Annotated in this window: 13 protein-coding genes; 8 read left to right on the plus strand and 5 right to left on the minus strand. The window is 63.7% G+C overall.

Annotated features, from left to right (window positions below):
* Positions 1 to 2 precede the first annotated feature (2 nt).
* Both HFP57_RS06665 and HFP57_RS06670 read right to left on the minus strand, forming a co-directional pair.
* Complete coding sequence (locus HFP57_RS06665; protein WP_176869050.1) at positions 3 to 875, minus strand: alpha/beta hydrolase; 873 nt, start codon at positions 873 to 875, stop codon at positions 3 to 5.
* Between the two features lie 4 nt (positions 876 to 879).
* On the minus strand, positions 880 to 2526 hold the full coding sequence (locus HFP57_RS06670) for a sulfatase family protein (protein WP_176869051.1): 1647 nt from the start codon (positions 2524 to 2526) through the stop codon (positions 880 to 882).
* Positions 2527 to 2593: 67 nt separating this feature from the next.
* On the opposite strand from HFP57_RS06670, the gene HFP57_RS06675 reads away from it, so the two are divergent.
* Both HFP57_RS06675 and HFP57_RS06680 read left to right on the plus strand, forming a co-directional pair.
* Positions 2594 to 3478 carry a phytanoyl-CoA dioxygenase family protein gene (locus tag HFP57_RS06675; RefSeq protein ID WP_218135077.1) on the plus strand — a complete coding sequence of 295 codons (885 nt, stop codon included), beginning with the start codon at positions 2594 to 2596 and terminating at the stop codon, positions 3476 to 3478.
* Entirely contained in the window at positions 3475 to 4446 is a 972-nt protein-coding gene (locus tag HFP57_RS06680) for a Gfo/Idh/MocA family protein (protein WP_176869053.1), read from the plus strand. The genes HFP57_RS06675 and HFP57_RS06680 overlap by 4 nt, the downstream gene beginning before the upstream one ends.
* 1 nt (position 4447) lies before the next feature.
* Here HFP57_RS06680 and xylA read toward each other — a convergent pair whose 3' ends face one another.
* From xylA to HFP57_RS06695, 3 genes are read right to left on the minus strand one after another with little or no spacing between them, the layout of a single operon-like run.
* On the minus strand, positions 4448 to 5764 hold the full coding sequence (gene xylA / locus HFP57_RS06685; RefSeq protein ID WP_176869054.1) for a xylose isomerase: 1317 nt from the start codon (positions 5762 to 5764) through the stop codon (positions 4448 to 4450).
* Positions 5761 to 7179, minus strand: coding sequence for a xylulokinase (xylB, locus tag HFP57_RS06690; protein WP_176869055.1), 1419 nt, complete (start codon positions 7177 to 7179; stop codon positions 5761 to 5763). The genes xylA and xylB overlap by 4 nt, the downstream gene beginning before the upstream one ends.
* Positions 7179 to 8018 (minus strand): aldose 1-epimerase, encoded by an 840-nt coding sequence (locus tag HFP57_RS06695; RefSeq protein ID WP_176869056.1) that lies wholly within the window; start codon positions 8016 to 8018, stop codon positions 7179 to 7181. Before HFP57_RS06695 ends, xylB begins: the two co-directional genes overlap by 1 nt.
* 112 nt (positions 8019 to 8130) lie before the next feature.
* Between HFP57_RS06695 and HFP57_RS06700 the strand changes: the two genes are divergently transcribed.
* From HFP57_RS06700 to HFP57_RS06725, 6 genes are all read left to right on the plus strand, one after another.
* Positions 8131 to 9477 (plus strand): MFS transporter, encoded by a 1347-nt coding sequence (locus tag HFP57_RS06700; protein ID WP_176869057.1) that lies wholly within the window; start codon positions 8131 to 8133, stop codon positions 9475 to 9477.
* Positions 9478 to 9547: 70 nt separating this feature from the next.
* Positions 9548 to 10204 carry a TetR/AcrR family transcriptional regulator gene (locus tag HFP57_RS06705; RefSeq protein WP_176869058.1) on the plus strand — a complete coding sequence of 219 codons (657 nt, stop codon included), beginning with the start codon at positions 9548 to 9550 and terminating at the stop codon, positions 10202 to 10204.
* A 14-nt stretch (positions 10205 to 10218) separates the two neighbouring features.
* Entirely contained in the window at positions 10219 to 11550 is a 1332-nt protein-coding gene (locus HFP57_RS06710; protein ID WP_176869059.1) for a sulfatase family protein, read from the plus strand.
* Between the two features lie 101 nt (positions 11551 to 11651).
* Entirely contained in the window at positions 11652 to 14036 is a 2385-nt protein-coding gene (locus tag HFP57_RS06715) for a TonB-dependent receptor (RefSeq protein WP_176869060.1), read from the plus strand.
* 5 nt (positions 14037 to 14041) lie between these two features.
* A complete protein-coding gene (locus tag HFP57_RS06720; protein ID WP_246263649.1) occupies positions 14042 to 14794 on the plus strand; it encodes a GDSL-type esterase/lipase family protein in 753 nt (250 codons plus the stop codon).
* A 23-nt stretch (positions 14795 to 14817) separates the two neighbouring features.
* On the plus strand, positions 14818 to 16926 hold the full coding sequence (locus HFP57_RS06725; protein WP_176869062.1) for a beta-glucosidase family protein: 2109 nt from the start codon (positions 14818 to 14820) through the stop codon (positions 16924 to 16926).
* Positions 16927 to 16984: the final 58 nt, after the last annotated feature.

Raw genomic sequence — 16984 nt, forward strand, 5'->3', positions numbered from 1 at the left:
GGCTAGCCGTTTTTCAGAAATTCCGCCGCCTCGCCGAGCGCCGCGCGTCCGGGGGTCAGCAGTGTGTGGAACAGCTGGAAGACGTGCACCATCTCCGGATATTCGCGATAGGCGACGGCGACGCCGGCGCCCTCGGCCTTAGCGGCGAACTCGCGCGCCTCACCGACCAGAGAATCATGCTCGGCTGTCTGGACCAGCAACGGAGGCAGGCCGGCAAGATCGCCGAACAGCGGCGACGGGCCCGGATCGCGGGCATCGCTATCGCCGAGATAGTGCCGGCCGTCCTCGGCCAGTCGCTGCTGATCGATGATCGGATCGTGCTTGGAGACCTCGGCGAAGCTCGCATTGGTGCAGGAAAGATCGACCCACGGACAAAGCAGCGCCAGCCGCTCCGGCTGAGCCCCGCCCGTGGCCTTGACGGTCAGGGCGAGCGACAGTGCCAGTCCACCGCCGGCACTGTCGCCGGCCAGCACCAACGGCGTATCTCCGGCGAGCGCGCCATGGACCGCCCGCGCATCGTCGAGCGCGGCCGGATAGGGATGTTCGGGCGCCAACCGGTAATCGACCGAGACCAGTTTGAGACCGGTGCGCAGCGCCAGCTCGCCGGCGAAGTTGCGATGGGTACGCACCGAGCCGCTGACATAGCCGCCGCCATGGAAATAGAGGATGAGCGGGCCGTCAGCGGCGGCGCCTTCGGCGCGCGCTTCGAGCACCGGCACGCCGGCGATCCGGGTTTCCTCATAGGCGACGCCGGCGGGCGCCGGAAAGGCGCGCGCCATTTCCTCCATGCCCTCGCGCCGCTGTTCGAGAGTCGGCGGCGCCTCAGGCATACCGGCGGCGATCATCGTCTTCAGTTGTTCGATTTCGGCGTTCATCGGATTACTCCCCCTCCGTCTCTTCCCTATCATCCGCGCCGGGGGAAAGGATCCGCCCGACGGCCGGCGTGATCGCCTGCAATTGCCGTTCCTTTTCGGGCCCGTCGGGCAGGATATGCTCATAGCGATCCGGCGCGTCGGGCGTGCGTCGCCAGTGCGGCGGGAAATTCACCGACGAGGCCGCATCCGGTGACCAGAAGACCGCGCCCTGGTTGAACCGGGCCGTGAAAGGTATCGCCGGACGCGCCTCGCCGCGCGAGAGCGTCTGATGCAGCCGCGCGCGCATCGCGCGGACGAGTTCGGCATGATCGGGATCGCCGATCAGGTTGACGAGTTCGTCCGGATCATTGTGAAGGTCGAACAGCTCCTCGGTGTCCCACACGCCGTGATACTGGATATATTTGTAGCGGTCGGTCCGCAGCGCGAAGGTCGAGGGCGTTTGCGGATAGTTGAACTCCCAGAAATATTCGTAGACCAGCGCCGGCTGTTCGTCCCCCGCATCGCCCGTCGCCGCTGCGAGCAGACTCCGGCCGTCATAATGATCGGGCACGGCGAGGCCCGCGAGATCGAGGATCGTCGGCGCGACATCAATGTTGCGCGCAATCGCGTCGACCGTGCGCCCCGCTCCGAATCGCGCCGGTGCATGGACGATCATCGGCACCCGGATCGAGGCTTCATAGGCGGCGCGCTTGTCGATCAGCCCCTGCTCGCCGAACATGAAGCCATTGTCGCTGGTGAAGATGACCACCGTATCGCGGCCATTGGGATTGGCCTCGATCCAGGCGAGAATCCTCGCGAGGCTGTCGTCCACCGCCGAGAGCGAAGCGTAGTAATCGCGCTGGAAAGCGATCAGCGGGCTATGGCTGTAATACGTAAAATCGACGCCGGACCAACTGTTGCGCTGGTTGGACAGCCACATCGGCACGGGCCCCGAGCGCGCGTCCGTCGACCAGCTCGGCGGCCGCGCGAAATCGGTGTCCGCATATTGGCCGCGATGGCGCTCGGCCGGCGTAAAGGGCAGATGCGCCGCCTTGTGCGATAGATAGAGGAAGAAGGGCGTTTCGTCTCTACCGCCGAGCCAGTCGAGCGCATAATCGGTCAGCTCGTCGGTGATATAGCCGCGCTGCGGCACTTCCTCGCCATCGACGTTGAGCAGGCTTGGGCTGCCGAAAGCGTCGACGGGCCCGTAATTGCCCTGGCCCTCGAAACTCACCCAACGATCGAAGCCCGGCTTTGGCGAGGCGTCCGCATGGCCCATATGCCATTTGCCGATAAAGGCCGTATCATAGCCGGCCTCGTCGAGTTGAACCGAAAAGGGGCGGAAGTTTTGGGGCGTGGCGCTGTTATTATCGACCACCCCATGATTGCGCATCGCCATGCCCGTGATGAGCGAGGCGCGGCTCGGCGAGCAGAGCGAGGTGGTGACGAAGGCGTTGCGGAAATGCAGCCCCTCGCGCAGCAGCCGGTCCATCGCCGGTGTCTCGAGGCCCGGCGTCAATGCGCCGATCGCGTCGAAACGCTGATCGTCGGTGAGGATCAGAATCATGTTGGGGCGTTCGTCGCTATGCGCCCAGGCCGCGGATGCGGGCAGAAGTAGCAGCAGTGTCGCAATCGAGCGCAGCATATCGCGAACGGCGGGCAATCCTCTCATCACATCCCCCTTTTCATTCTCCAAGTGGTTAGCCTATTCTATGGCGAGTCGGCAATGGGAGCAGCCAATGGACAAGGAAGAGTTACGCGCAGCCTATCGCCGCGATGGCTATGTCGCGATCGAGAGTCTCTTCAGAGCGGATGAGATCGAGCGGCTGTGCACCGAAGCGACGGCGATCGTCGAGGGTGAGCGCGGCGAGATCATGGGCATCGACCTGCTCGAAGGAGACGGGCCGACGATCGCCAAGGTGCTGGCCATCCATTTCCCGCACAAGGCCTCGCCGGTCATGCTCGATGTCGTAAAGGATGCGCGGGTCGCCGACATATTGACGGCGCTGATCGGGCCGGACGTCAAATGCATGCAATCGATGCTGTTCGCGAAGAATGCCGGCAAACCGGGCCAGGCCTGGCACCAGGACGAGCATTATATTGCGACGCGCGACCGGTCGCTCTGCGGTGTATGGATCGCGCTCGACGACGCGACGATCGAGAACGGATGCCTCTGGATGCATCCCGGGAGCCACAAGCACGGCATTTTGTGGCCGACGAAACCGCATGGCGATCCGCGCTTCGACAGTTCCGAGGAAGCTTACGATTTCCCCTATGATCGCGAGGGCGGCGTGGCGGTGGAAGTCCCTGCGGGCAGCGTCGTCTTTTTCGACGGTTATGTGCTGCACCGGTCACTCGAGAACAAACGGACCGAGGGGTTCCGGCGTGCGATCGTCAACCACTACATGAACGCGCGGTCCTATCTTCCTTGGACGTTCGGATTGCCGCCCGCCCCGCATGTCGATGTGCGCGATTTCGTGCTCGTCGCCGGCGAGGATCCCTATGCATGGAAAGGCAAGGAGGAGATCACCTTCCCCTTTGTCCGGCCGGAAGACCCGGCCCAGGCCGGGCTGCTTTTTCAGCAGCTGATCGCCGTGGCCGAGGAGCGCAAGGCGCAGGCATGATCCGGATCGGCATTTTGGGCGCGGCGCGGGTCGCCGAATATGCTCTGATCGCACCGGCCGCGGAACGGTCCGACGTCGCGATCGCCGCAGTCGCCAGCCGCGATGCGGACAAAGCGCGATCCTATGCCGACAAACATGGAATCGCAGACGCCCTGGCCTATTATGAGGCTATGCTCGCTCGGCCCGATATCGATTTGGTCTACAACGCGCTGCCGCCGTCGCGCCACGCCGACCTGTCGATCGCGGCGCTGGAAGCAGGCAAGCATGTGCTGTGCGAGAAGCCGTTCGCGATGAACGCGGACGAAGCACGTGCGATGGTGAAAGCGGCCGAATCAAGCGGCAGGCACCTGATCGAGGCATTCCACTATCGCTTCCATCCGGCATTCGACCGGTTTCTCGCTATTTTGGAAAGCGACGCGATCGGCGATCTGGTGTCCGTCGACGGGATCTTCACTGTGCCGATTCCGGCCAGTCCCGGGGAGTTGCGCCACGATCCGATGCTCGGCGGCGGCGCGCTGATGGACCTGGGCTGCTATCCCGCCCATTGGCTTCGGACCGTGGTCGGCGAAGAACCGGACGTTGCGACGGTCGATGCCGTTCTCAGCGAAACGGGCGTCGATCTCTCGCTGACCGCCGATCTCGAATTTCCCGCGAGCGTCACCGGTTCGCTCGCATGCTCGATGGCCATGGATTGCAGCTTTGCCGCACGTCTTTCGGTCGAGGGCACGGCCGGCCGGATCGATTTCACCAATCCGCTTGCGCCGCATATGGGGCATGATATCCGGATCGAAGCCGGCGGCCGGGAACGGATCGAGCGCGTCGACGGTCAATCGACCTATTGGCATCAGCTCGATCACGTCGTCGCGGTCGTGTCGGGCAGCACCGATCCGCGGACGGGCGGCACCGATGCCGTGTCGAACATGGCGCTGATCGACGCGCTCTACGATGCGGCGGGTGTGGCGCGCTGACTCAGCCGACCTGCCGGTTGACGAGATTTTCGAGATATTCCTGCCGCCCGGAAACGGGGCGCGGATCGTGATTGGCGGCCAGCGCTTCTTCGGCGAGATCGGCAAGGCTGAGATCGCCCGACAATATCGCCCGCCCCTTGTCCTCGCTCCAACCGGCGTAACGCTGCTCGCGAAAGGCGGCGAGCTGCCTGTCTTCGATGACCTTCTCCGCGATCAGCAGGGCCCGGGCCAGCGTATCCATGCCGCCGATATGCGCATGGAACATGTCCTCGGCGTCGATCGACTGACGGCGCAGCTTGGTGTCGAAGTTGAAGCCGCCGCTGGTGAAACCGCCCTGCTCCATGATGATTGTCATCGCCGTGGCCAAGTCCGCGGCGTTGTTCGGATATTGATCGGTGTCCCAGCCATTTTGCGGGTCGCCGCGATTGATGTCGATCGAGCCGAAAACGTCGTTCGCATAGGCGCTCGCGACCTCATGCTCGAAACTGTGCCCGGCGAGCGTCGCGTGATTGACTTCGATATTGACCGCATATTCCTGTTCGAGGCCGTAGCGGCGCAGGAAGCCGGCAACGGTCGAGACATCATAGTCGTACTGGTGCTTGGTCGGCTCCTGCGGTTTGGGTTCGATCAGGAGCAGACCCTTGAAGCCGATTCTGTGCTTGTGCTCGGCGACCAGCGCCAGAAAACGGCCGAACTGGTCCAGTTCGCGCCGCATATCGGTGTTGAGCAAGCTGTCATAGCCTTCACGCCCGCCCCAGAGCACATAGTTTTCGCCGCCGAGCCGGTGCGTCGTTTCGAGGGCGAATTTCACCTGCGCGGCGGCATAAGCGAAGATATCCGGATCGGGATTGGTCGCCGCCCCCGCCATGAAGCGGCGATGGCCGAACAGATTGGCCGTGCCCCATAAGAGGCCGAGACCCGTGTCTTCCATCTTGCCGGCGATGATCGCTTCGGCATCGGCGAGCTTGCGTTCATGGTCGCGCAGCGATTCCGGCGTCTCCATCACATCGAGATCGTGAAAGCAGAAATAGGGCGCACCGAGCCTGGTGATGAAATCGAAGGCGGCATCGAGGCGCAACCGGTTGCTGTCGGCATCCCAGCGTCCGGTCAGCCAGGGGCGTTCGAATGCCGGGTCGCCGAAGATATCGTGCCCGCCCCAAGCGAAATTGTGCCAGAGGCAGACGGCCATGCGGAGTTGCTCCCGCATCGGTTTGCCGAGCACCTGGCGCTCGGCATCGTAGACGCGAAAGGCGAGCGGATTATCGCTGTCCGGCCCTTCAAAGGAAATGGACGGGATGTCGGCGAAATAGTCGGTCATAAGCGTGCTTCCTTGAGCGCGGGATAGAGACGGGACCAGGCCGCAAAGCGGTCCGATAGATCTGTCTTGGGTTCGAATACGTTCCCGCGAGCGGGCTTGGTGAGAATCGCGTCGCACGGCGCACCGGCCGCCAATGCCCCGAGCCGTGCCGCGCCGAGAGCAGCTCCGGCATGGCCGCCATCGACCTGCGCGACCGGACGGCGAAGCGCATCGGCGATCATCTGCGCCCAGAGGTCCGACCGGCTGCCACCGCCAACGAGATGGACGACAGTCTCCCCCGCTTCGTCCAGCGCGCTTTGGCACTCGGCCAACGCGAACGCGACGCCTTCCAGCGTTGCGCGCAGGAGATCGGCCGGGTCGGTATCTGCGGTAATGCCGATGAACGCGCCCGTTGCCTCGGCGTCGTTATGCGGCGTGCGTTCACCGGACAGATGCGGCAGGAAATAGGGGCCAGCCTTGGCTTTCCCCGCAGCGCCCAGCGCATCGCCGGCATTGGCGAACCCGCCGAAACGCGCGGCCCAATCCAGCGTGGCCGCGGCCGACAGGATGACCCCCATGCGGTGCCACCGCTCCGGCAGGGCATGACAATAGCAGTGAACGGCGGCATCCGGGTTCGGGCGCGGCATTTCGTCGGCCACGAAAAATACGCCCGACGTGCCGAGCGATACAAAAGCGTCGCCGGGATCGAAAGCGCCTAGGCCGATCGCGCTGGCGGCATTGTCTCCTGCTCCGGCCGCGACCGGCACGGCGTCCATATCCCAGCGGTTGGCAACCGCCGCGCGCAACGTGCCGGTCGGCTCGCAGCCCTCATACAGGGTCGGCATATGGTCTTCGGAAAGGCCCGTCGCGTCGAGCATCGCATCCGACCATCTTCGCTCCGCGATATCGAGCCAGCTCGTGCCGGCCGCATCGCCCATGTCGCTGGCCTTGTCGCCGGTCATCCGGAGGCGAACGAAATCCTTCGGCAGCAAGACAGTTTGCGTCGCGGCGAAAACCTCCGGCTCATGCTCGGCAATCCAGAGCAATTTGGGCGCGGTAAAGCCCGGCATCACGAGATTGGCGGTGATTGCGGTGGCGCCCGGAATGCGGCGCATCAGCTCTTCGCACTGGACAAAACTGCGTCCGTCGTTCCACAGAATGGCGGGCCGCAAGACTTCGTCGTCTGCACCGAGCACCGTCGCGCCGTGCATTTGGCCGCTTATCCCGATTCCGCGCACCTCTTTGCGAAGCGTTTGGGGCAGGCCCAACACCGCGCTCTCGGTCGCGGTCCACCAGTCATCGGGATTCTGTTCCGACCAGAGCGGCTGGGGCCGGGATACCGCGAGTGATGCTTCGGCCTGCGCGGCAATCGCGCCGTCGCGGTCGAGCAGCAGCGCCTTTACCGACGAAGTTCCGATATCGATGCCCAGCCACATCACCGGATCTCCATGCGTACAGCGCCGCTCAGCGTTTCGCCGGGCGCAAGGATTGCCATCGGCGCGCCTGTCCCGTTGAGCGCATCTGGCGCATGGCTGACCGGCTCCAGGCAGAGGAAATCCGCATCTGCGGGCCGGTAATAATGGAGATGGTCGAGGGGGCTGTGCGCACTCAGTCCGAGCCTGCGATCCGGCCATGTGATCGTGGCCCGCCCGTTCCAGCCGGTCAGGCAATTGTCTGGCGCGCTGGGCAAGCCAGCCGGGTATCGGGCCTTGTCCGTCGGAATTCCGCTTTGGTCCGTCAGCCAGACAGAATCGGCCGCGATGTCGACACGGCCGCCATCGGCATCCGCGAAATAGGGATGGAGACCGATGCCGGCCGGCATGGCGCGCTCGCTGCGATTGGTCGTTTCGATCGCGATTTCGAGAGCATCGGCTGCAAGGCGGAACGTCTGCCTTACGCTGAAAGCCCAGGGCCAATCGCCGGCGGGTTCGGCAAGCCCGATCGTGAGATGGTCCGCGCCTTGGGCTTCGAGCGTCCAGCGGCGCTGCCAGGCGATACCGTGAATGGCGTGCGGATGATCGCCGAAGTTGAGCGGCAGCTGATAGCGCTGCATCTCGAAATTGAACCGCCCCTCGACAATCCGGTTGCAATAGGGCGCAAGCGGAAAGCAGCCGGATCGCAGCGGTTTTTCTCTATCGTTGCGTATATCCGCCGGCAGCGGGCGGAATATGTCGCGGCCGGATATCGCCCAGCGCGCGACGATGCCGCCGTCGAAATCGACCAGAAGCCGGGCATCGCCGGCGGCCAGCGACGGGGACGTCGGGTCGTCGGTCATGGGCGCTGCTTCGCCCATATAATCTTCGCACTTGGCAATTCACTAACCATCGGGTTAATGTAACAAGCAGTCTTTGGAGAGAAATGCAATCGAGCAGCCCCAAACACCCGATTTGCCGCGCTGGCGTCGGATAAGCTACGGCTTCGGCGATTTCGGTTTCAATCTCTATTGGTCCAGCGCCAGCCTCTTCCTCCTCTACTTCTATACCGACGTACTCGGGCTGCCCAACCAGACGGCGGGTTTCATCTTCCTGATCGCCATGGTCTGGGACGGGATCACCGATCCGGTCATGGGCTATATCGCCGAACGCACCCGCACGCGCTGGGGGAGCTATCGGCCCTATATCCTGCTAGGCGCCGTGCCGCTCGCGGTCACGCTCGTTCTGATGTTCTCCGATCCGGGCACCGAAGGCATGGCGCTCGCCCTCTATGCCGGCGCAACCCATGTGCTGTTCCGCACGATCTACACGATCCTCTCCATCCCCTTCAGCTCGCTATCGGCGCGGATGACGCGCAGCAGCAGCGTCCGCAACGAGCTCGCCGCCTACCGGATGATCGCCGCCACGCTCGGCGGACTGTTCGTCGCCTTCTTCACGCTCCGCCTCGTCGCCTATTTCGGGGAAGGAGACGCCGCGACGGGCTTCTACTGGACGGCAATGCTCTACGCCGCGCTCTCGCTGCCCGTTTTTCTGTTCGTTTTCCTGACGACGCGCGAACCGGAGCAACCCGTCCATTCCGAAACGCGCCCGGCCTCTCTGATCTCTGCGCTCGCCGCGCTCAAGGCCAACAGGCCGTTCCTGCTCGTCTTCGGCGCAACGATGCTGGGCATGGCCGGCAGCGTGCTGACCAGCAAGACTCTGATTTATTATTTCAAATATACGCTCGGCGACGAACTGGCGTCGGGCACGGCCCTGGCTGTGATGACCGGCGGCATGGCCCTGTTCGTGCCGATATGGGCGGTGATAACGGCCAAGACCTCGAAACGCTTCGTCTGGTCGACGGGAACTGCGATCTCGGTGGTGGCGTCGCTGGCACTCTACTTCAACCCAGTGGAGACGGTGCCAGTCGTTACGATCCTGTTCGCCGTGATGGCGCTGGGATCGGCCGCCGGTTATCTGTCCTTCTGGTCGACGCTGCCCGATACCGTGGAATTCGGCCAATGGCGCACCGGGGTCCGCAGCGAATCGCTGGTCTTCGGGCTGATGTCCTTCGCCCAGAAAGTGAGTTTCGGACTGGCCGCCGCGCTGCTCGGCGTCCTGCTCGATCTGGTCGGCTATCGCGCCAATGTCGAACAGAGCGCCGAGACGATGGATGGCATCAAGGCGATCATGACGCTGCTGCCCGCGCTGTTCGGCATCTGTGCCTTCCTCCTCATCCGTGCCTATCCGATCGACGCCCGGCTGCACGGACGGATCGGGCGGGTACTCGAGCGGCGCGATCGCCGCGCGTCGAACGCATGAAGGGCCCGGTTACCCGATTGGACAATTTGCCGGGATGCCGCCTAAGGACCGTCGCGAGGAGGACGGCCCCATGAACGAGGCAGCGAAGATCGATCGCAACCTGAACCAGCGCGAGAAGCAGCGAATCCGGACGCGCGCGAAGATACTGGACGTCGCCCTGACAACCTTCGCGGCCAAGGGCTTCGAGGGCGCGACGCTGCGCGATATCGCGGCCGAGGCGGACGTCAATCACGCGCTGATCAAATATCACTTCAACAGCAAGGACAATCTCTGGAAAGAGGCCGTCCGCTTTCTCTTCGAGCGGATGGAAGAAGAGCTTGCGGTCGACGCGAAAGAAGAGGCCAGGCTCAGCGAGCTGGAACGGCTCAAGAACGCGATCCGGCGCTATGTACGCTATTGCGCCCGCCACCCCGAACATGCGCGGATCATGGTTCAGGAATCGATCCGCGACGGCAAGCGGCTCGACTGGGCGGTCGAGAAGTTCATCGGGCCGCAACATGCCGATGCACGGCCCGCTTTTCTTCGGCACAAGCGCAAGGGGCTCTGGCCCGAAGTTCAGGATATCTCGATCACCTATATCTTGGTTGCCGCCAGCCAGATGATTTTCGTGCTCGCGCCCGAAATTCGGCGGCTTTACGGCGTCGACACGCTCTCCGACGAGGTTGTCGACGCCCATGCCGAGGCGATCATCGAACTGTTTTTCAATCACAAGGTCGAAGACAACTGACGAAAGGGACGCATATGAGGCTCTTGCTGATACTGTTCTGCCTGGCGGCGGCCACGCCCGCGGCAGCATCCACCGGAGCCCAGCGTCCCAACATCATCGTCATCCTCACCGACGATCTCGGCTATGGCGATCTCGGCTCCTACGGCGCGGAGCTGATTGCGACGCCGGCGCTCGACCGGATGGCCGCCGAAGGCGTCCGGCTGACGAGTTTCTACGCCGCGGCCAATGTCTGCACGCCCTCACGCGCAAGCCTGCTGACCGGCCGCTATGCGATCCGGTCGGGCCTCGCCGAGCAGGTGATCCAGCCATGGAGCGATCACGGGCTGCCGGGCGACGAGATCACGATTGCCGAGATGCTCGGCGCCGATGGCTATCGCACGGCGCTGATCGGCAAATGGCATCTCGGACACCAGCCCGAGCACCATCCGTTGCGCCATGGTTTCGACACGTTTTTCGGCATTCCCTACAGCAACGACATGAATCCGCTGGCGTTGTACGAAGGCGAAACGGCGGTCGAACAGCCGGTCGAACAGGCGACGATGACGCAGCGCTTCACCGATCGCGCGATCGCGATCGTCGAGGCCGAGGACGACCGTCCCTTCTTCATCTATCTCGCCCATCCGATGCCGCATATTCCGCTGCACGCGACCGAACAGTTTCGGGGCCGCTCGCAGGCCGGGCTGTATGGCGACGTCGTCGAGGAACTGGACTGGAACACGGGCAGACTGCTCGAAGCGTTGCGGCAATCGGGGCAAGCGGACAACACATTGGTGATCTTCACCAGCGACAACGGCCCGTGGTTCGAAGGATCGTCGGGCATGCATCGCGGCCGCAAGGGCGGCAGCTGGGATGCCGGATATCGCGTGCCCTTCATCGCCTGGTGGCCGGGGCGGCTGCCGGCCGGGGCGGTTTCCGACGCCCCGGCGATGCTGATCGATCTGCTGCCGACTTTTGCCGCACTGACGGGATCCGCCATGCCCGACGACCGGCCGATCGACGGCCGCGACATCTGGCCGGCTCTCGCTGACGGTGCCCCGTCTCCGCACGAGGCGCTCTATTTCTTCAACAATGCCTATCTGACAGCGGTCCGGGCCGGCGACTGGCGGCTCGTCGTGCAGGACTATTACCGCACATTCGATCTGCCGTTCGATCAGTTCGGGTGGTTCCTCCTCTTCGATCTGAGCCGCGATCCCGCCGAACGCTACAGCCTGGCTGCCACTTTCCCGTCCGTCCTCGCGGAAATGCGGACCCATCTCGAGGCGGCACGCGAACGATTCGAAGTGCCGGAGCGCCCGCCCTTCCGGCTGCCCGTACCCGTTGGCGAGGATGACGATCCCCAATCTTGACGGTTGACTTTCCAATTGGTGAGCGAGTAGTTCGTTATCCGACCGGATAACGAATGGCGAAAAGCCGGCACGGTCGGACCAATGGGAGAGGAACGGGGATCATGACAGGCAAACGGATTCTATCTGGTGTCGCACCGGGCGCCATCATCGCAACGCTTTTGAGCGCGCCGGCGGCGGCTCAGGAAACGGCTCAAGGCGCGGCTGCCACCGGCAGCCAGCCGATAATCGTAACCGCGCAGCGGCGCGAGCAGCAGCTTCAGGACGTGCCGATTTCGGTGTCCGCCTATTCGGGCGACGATCTGCTCGACCGGCAGGTCGGCGATCTGACCAATCTGACCCAGATCGCGCCATCGGTGACCTTCACCCAGAGCACCAACGCGCTCAACAGTTCGGTGCAGATTCGCGGCGTCGGCACGTCGGTCTTCAGCTCGGCGGTCGAACCCAGCGTCTCCTTCGTGGTCGACGGCGTGGTGCTGTCGCGCCAGGGCCAGGCTTTTACCGATCTTATCGATATCGAACGGATCGAAGTGCTGCGCGGCCCGCAAAGCACGTTGTTCGGCAAGAACGCGTCGGCCGGCGTCGTCAATGTGGTGACCCAGCGGCCGAGCCGCGACTTCGAGTTCCAGGCCGATTTCACTATCGCCGAGATGGACGAATATCGGGCCCGCGGCAGCGTTTCTGGCCCGATCAGCGATACGATCGGCGCCCGGCTGACCGGGTTCTACACCGATGTCGGCGGCCATATCGAAAACCAGTTCGACGATCGCGAGTTCAACGGATCGGAACGCTGGGGCCTGCGCGGCAAGCTCGAATTCGATATCACGCCGACGATCAACCTGCTGCTGATCGGCGACTATCGCGAGAGCGACGATGAATGCTGCATGTGGCAGGCGCGCCAGTTCACCAATCCGGCATTTTTCGCGGCCAATCCCGATATCGTTCCGAGCCCGACCAACCGCGAGACCAATGTCAACGCGCCGGTCTTCAACCGGACCGAGAGCTGGGGCGTGTCGGCCGAGGCCAATATCGATATCGGCGAACATGTACTCACATCCGTCACCGCCTATCGGGAATGGGATTTCCGCAATGCGATCGATGTCGACGGCACACCGTCGATCGGAATCCCCGGTATCCTGGGTTTCGACATCAATAACGGCGAGACGAATATCGAGCAGTTCACGCAGGAAGTGCGCCTGACATCGCCAAGCGGCGGCCTGTTCGAATATATTGTCGGGGCGTTCTATTTCGATCTGAACCTCGATCGCCTGTTCACGCGCAAACTGTGTCTGGCGGGGCTGTCGCCGGAGGCCTGTCCGCAGATATCGATACCTCCGGCGCCTGGCTTCCCGCCGATCCTGCCGCTGTCGCAATCGGGCTTCTTCAATGGCGACGTCCAGAACCGGAACTATGCCGGTTTTGCCGATGTGACGGTGAACATCGCCGACAATTTCCGGGTTATCGGCGGTATCCGCATTTTGCGGGAGGAATTGGACGTCGGCCTGGTCCGACCGGTCCAGCCGCTATTTGCCGGAGACGGCGTGTTGAACGGCGAGATCGCACCCGCCAACATCTTCGTCGACGAGGATGGCGACGGCAATCTCGACCCGATCGTTCAGGACGGACGGATCCGCGACACCGCAGTGACCGGCCGAGCCGTCGTCCAATATGATTTCTCGCCGGACGCCAACATCTATGCAAGCTATTCGCGCGGCTATAAGGGGCCCACGGCCGATGTCGCCTTCGACCCGGATTTCGTGCCCGGCGACCGCAGCATCTTCCCGACCGTCGCTCCGGAAACGTCCAACGCCTACGAAATCGGCTTCCGGTCCCAGGCGCTCAACGGGGCCTTCACGTTCAACGTCTCCGCCTTTCTGGCCGATTATGACGATTTCCAATCGCAATCCTTCGATGCCGTGGCGACGACGTTCGTGCTCAGCAATGTCGGCCAGGTGCGCACGAAGGGCGTCGAGATCGAGTTTGCCGCGCAGCCCAGCGACAGCTTCTCGCTCAGTGGCGGTATTTCCTACACCGATGCTGCGGTTCGTTCCTTCCCCAACGGCCAATGCTTCACCCCCGCCGCTCTCGACCCCGATTGCGTGAACGGCGTCAAGGATCTGGCCGGCGCCCGGTTGCCCAATTCGCCGACCTGGCGCGCCATTCTCAACGCCCGGTACGATCAGCCGCTCAGCGACAGCCTCGGCGGCTTCATCCAGGCGGGAATGCGCTGGCAGAGCGATACGCAGTTCTCGATCACGCAAAACCCCAATACGATTCAGGACGGTTATGCGATCGTCGATGCCAGTGTCGGGCTGACCGCCGATGACGGCCGCTACACGGTGACGCTGTTCGTCCGCAATTTGTTCGACACCAACTATACGAACTTCATCTTCCAGGATCCGGTGCTGACCGGCGAGGTGAACCTCAATCAATATGCGCCACGGGATGCGGACCGCTATTTCGGCGGTTCGGTTCGCGTGCGTTTTTGATCGCGATGCTCCGCCCGACGCCCCGGCGCGGAGCAATCCGGCCCGCGCGGTTGTTGCGGATTCCGGCGGCGCTGTTTCTGGGCTTGGCCGGTGCGACGCCTCTAGCGGCTACCGCCCCCGACGATCCGCCTCCGGCACCGGAAACCGATGCCGACTGTATCCCGGCGGCGGCGCTGGCGACATATGTGCAGCGCCGATGGGAACGCCGTGTCGATCAATGGCGGAGCTTGCCGCGGCAAAACGCAAACATCGTCTTCCTCGGTTCCAGCATCATCGAAGAAGGGCCTTGGTCCGAGCTGTTTCCGGAGAGCGCGGTCGTCAACCGCGGCATCGGCGCCGACACGACCACCGGCGTTCTCGACCGGCTCGACGAAGTGGTCGCACTGCGTCCGGACAAGATATTGCTCTATATCGGCGGCAACGATTTCAGCGTGCTGAACGATAGCGAAGGCGCGGCCACGGCCCGGTTCGACCAGATCATTCGCCGATTGAACGATGCCCTGCCGGCAACCGAGATTTTCGTCGCGACGCTGTTCGCGCGGGAGGCGCGGTTCGCCGAGTCGATCGAACGCTATAACCGCCACCTGGTGGCGCGCGCAGCCGAGGGCGGTTTCACCCTGATTGACGGGCATCCGCTGTTCGCCCGGGAGGACGGGAGCATGGACAGCCGCTATTCCAACGACGAAATCCATCTGAACGGCGATGCCTATCGGCGGTGGGCGGCACTCCTCAGGCCTTTTCTCGTGTCGGGCCGGTAATTTGCAGCTTCGGAGAGAGAATTGTGACTGACTACGCGCCCCGCAAGGGAATGACCGGTGCCGAAATCGCCGAGACGGTGGACGCGATACTCGCCGAGGCGACGCTCGAGGAGAAGGTCGGGATGATGTCCGGCCGGGGATTCCTGAAACAGATTGCCGAGGATGAGGGCGTCTGGGGCGCCCGGCCCTATCGCGCGGGCGGCGGGATCGAGCGGCTCGGCGTACCGTGTCTCTGGTTCACCGACGGGCCGCGCGGCGTGGCGCGCGGACAATCCACCGCCTTTCCCTGTTCGATGGCGCGCGGCGCGAGCTTCGATGTCGATCTCGAACGCCGGATCGGCGAGGCGATGGGCATCGAAATCCGCGCCCAGGATTGCAATCTCTCAGGCGCCGTCTGCATCAACCTGTTGCGGCATCCGGCCTGGGGCCGCGCGCAGGAAACCTATGGCGAGGACCCGCATCATCTCGGCGAGATGGGAGCGGCGCTCACGACCGGTATCCAGACCCATAATGTGATCGCGACGGTCAAGCATTTCGCGCTCAATTCGATCGAGAATACGCGGTTCCAGATCGACGTGACGATCGGCGAACGGCCCTTGCGCGAAGTCTATCTGCCGCATTTCAGGCGCGTGCTCGATGCGGGCTGCGCGAGCGTGATGAGCGCCTATAACAAGCTGAACGGCGAATATTGCGGGCAACACCGCATCCTGCTGACGGACATATTGCGCGGCGATTGGCGGTTCGAGGGCTTCGTCCATTCCGACTGGCTGCTCGGCGTCTACAAACCCTATGGCGCGAGCGCCGGACTCGATATCGAAAACCCGGAGCCGCTGATATATGGCGAAAAGCTCGTCGCGGCCGTCGCGGCCGGTCATGTCGAGCCCGAAGTGATCGACCGCGCCTGCCGGCGCATCCTGACGACGCTCTATCGGTTCGCCGCCGCCGAGGATCCGCTTGAGGATTATCCGGAGACACTTGTCGCCAGCGACGGCCATCGCATGCTCGCCCGCGAGGCTGCCGAGAAGAGCGCCGTGCTGCTCAAGAATGACGACCTGCTGCCGCTCGCCAAGGACAAGATCGGCAAGCTTGCCGTACTCGGCAGACTGGCTTCGACGGAAAATACCGGCGATCACGGTTCGAGCCGGGTGCGCGCGCCCTATGTCGTGACGCCGCTTCAGGGTTTGCGGGACTATCTCGGCGAGGTCACCATCGTGACCGGCGTCGAGAGCGATCTGGACGCTGCACGAAAGACGGCGGGCGACGCCGACGCCGTCGTCGTCGTCGTTGGCTACACGGCGGACGACGAGGGCGAGTTCATTCCCGGCGATCTCGTCCCGCCGGGCATGTCCGATCAACTCGCCCAGGCCGCCGAAGCCGTCGGGCGCGATCGCCCCAATCAGCCGCGCGGCGGCGACCGCGCCAATCTCGATCTTCCGGACGATCAGATCGCGCTGATCGAAGCGGCGGCGGAGAGCGGGAAGCCGGTGATCGTCGTGATCGTCGCGGGATCGGCGGTGATGGTCGAGCGATGGCAGGGCGGCGCAGCCGCGATCCTGCAGACTTTCTATGCAGGCATGGAAGGCGGCCACGCGCTGGCTCGCTTGCTGTTCGGCGATGTATCGCCATCCGGCAAGCTGCCCTTTACCGTTGCACGCGACGTGGCCGACTATCCGTTTTTCGACCGCACCGCGACGACGATCACCTACGATCTGTGGCACGGCTACACCAAGTTCGAACGCGACGGGATCGCACCCCGCTACCCGTTCGGCCACGGCTTGAGTTATGCGGATTTCGGCTATCGCGGCTTGCGGTTGCGCGAAACGGACGATGCGATCATGGCGCAGGTCAGCGTCGCCAATAGCGGCGCATGCACCGCAGAGGAGATCGTACAGCTCTATGTCGGAACCCCGGGCGCGGTCGTCGACCGGCCGGCGAAGCAGCTCATGGCGTTTGACCGGGTGGCCTTGGAACCGGGCGAGACGCGGACGATCGCGCTGGCCGTGGACAAGGCGCAATTGCGCTACTGGGACGAAGACCGGCAGTGCTGGCGACACGAGAGCGGCCGATATCGGATCGGCGTCGGCGGATCGTCCGACGATGACGCACTCCTGACGACGGAGTTGGAGCTGTAACCGCATCGCGGAAAAGTCCCCGAAAGACCGCCTGCGCTTGTGCCACCCGCCGAAAACG

Origin of the sequence: Parasphingopyxis algicola (assembly GCF_013378075.1) — a bacterium.
Taxonomy (GTDB): Bacteria; Pseudomonadota; Alphaproteobacteria; order Sphingomonadales; family Sphingomonadaceae; genus Parasphingopyxis; species Parasphingopyxis algicola.

Excerpts from the sequence above, each read along its gene's own strand:
- xylB (WP_176869055.1), bottom strand. The coding sequence starts at position 7,179 with ATGTGGCTGGGCATCGATATCGGAACTTCGTCGGTAAAGGCGCTGCTG.
- HFP57_RS06715 (WP_176869060.1), top strand. The coding sequence starts at position 11,652 with ATGACAGGCAAACGGATTCTATCTGGTGTCGCACCGGGCGCCATCATC.
- HFP57_RS06680 (WP_176869053.1), top strand. The coding sequence starts at position 3,475 with ATGATCCGGATCGGCATTTTGGGCGCGGCGCGGGTCGCCGAATATGCT.
- HFP57_RS06705 (WP_176869058.1), top strand. The coding sequence starts at position 9,548 with ATGAACGAGGCAGCGAAGATCGATCGCAACCTGAACCAGCGCGAGAAG.
- HFP57_RS06695 (WP_176869056.1), bottom strand. The coding sequence starts at position 8,018 with ATGACCGACGACCCGACGTCCCCGTCGCTGGCCGCCGGCGATGCCCGG.
- HFP57_RS06670 (WP_176869051.1), bottom strand. The coding sequence starts at position 2,526 with ATGAGAGGATTGCCCGCCGTTCGCGATATGCTGCGCTCGATTGCGACA.
- HFP57_RS06665 (WP_176869050.1), bottom strand. The coding sequence starts at position 875 with ATGAACGCCGAAATCGAACAACTGAAGACGATGATCGCCGCCGGTATG.
- HFP57_RS06710 (WP_176869059.1), top strand. The coding sequence starts at position 10,219 with ATGAGGCTCTTGCTGATACTGTTCTGCCTGGCGGCGGCCACGCCCGCG.
- HFP57_RS06720 (WP_246263649.1), top strand. The coding sequence starts at position 14,042 with ATGCTCCGCCCGACGCCCCGGCGCGGAGCAATCCGGCCCGCGCGGTTG.
- HFP57_RS06675 (WP_218135077.1), top strand. The coding sequence starts at position 2,594 with ATGGACAAGGAAGAGTTACGCGCAGCCTATCGCCGCGATGGCTATGTC.
- xylA (WP_176869054.1), bottom strand. The coding sequence starts at position 5,764 with ATGACCGACTATTTCGCCGACATCCCGTCCATTTCCTTTGAAGGGCCG.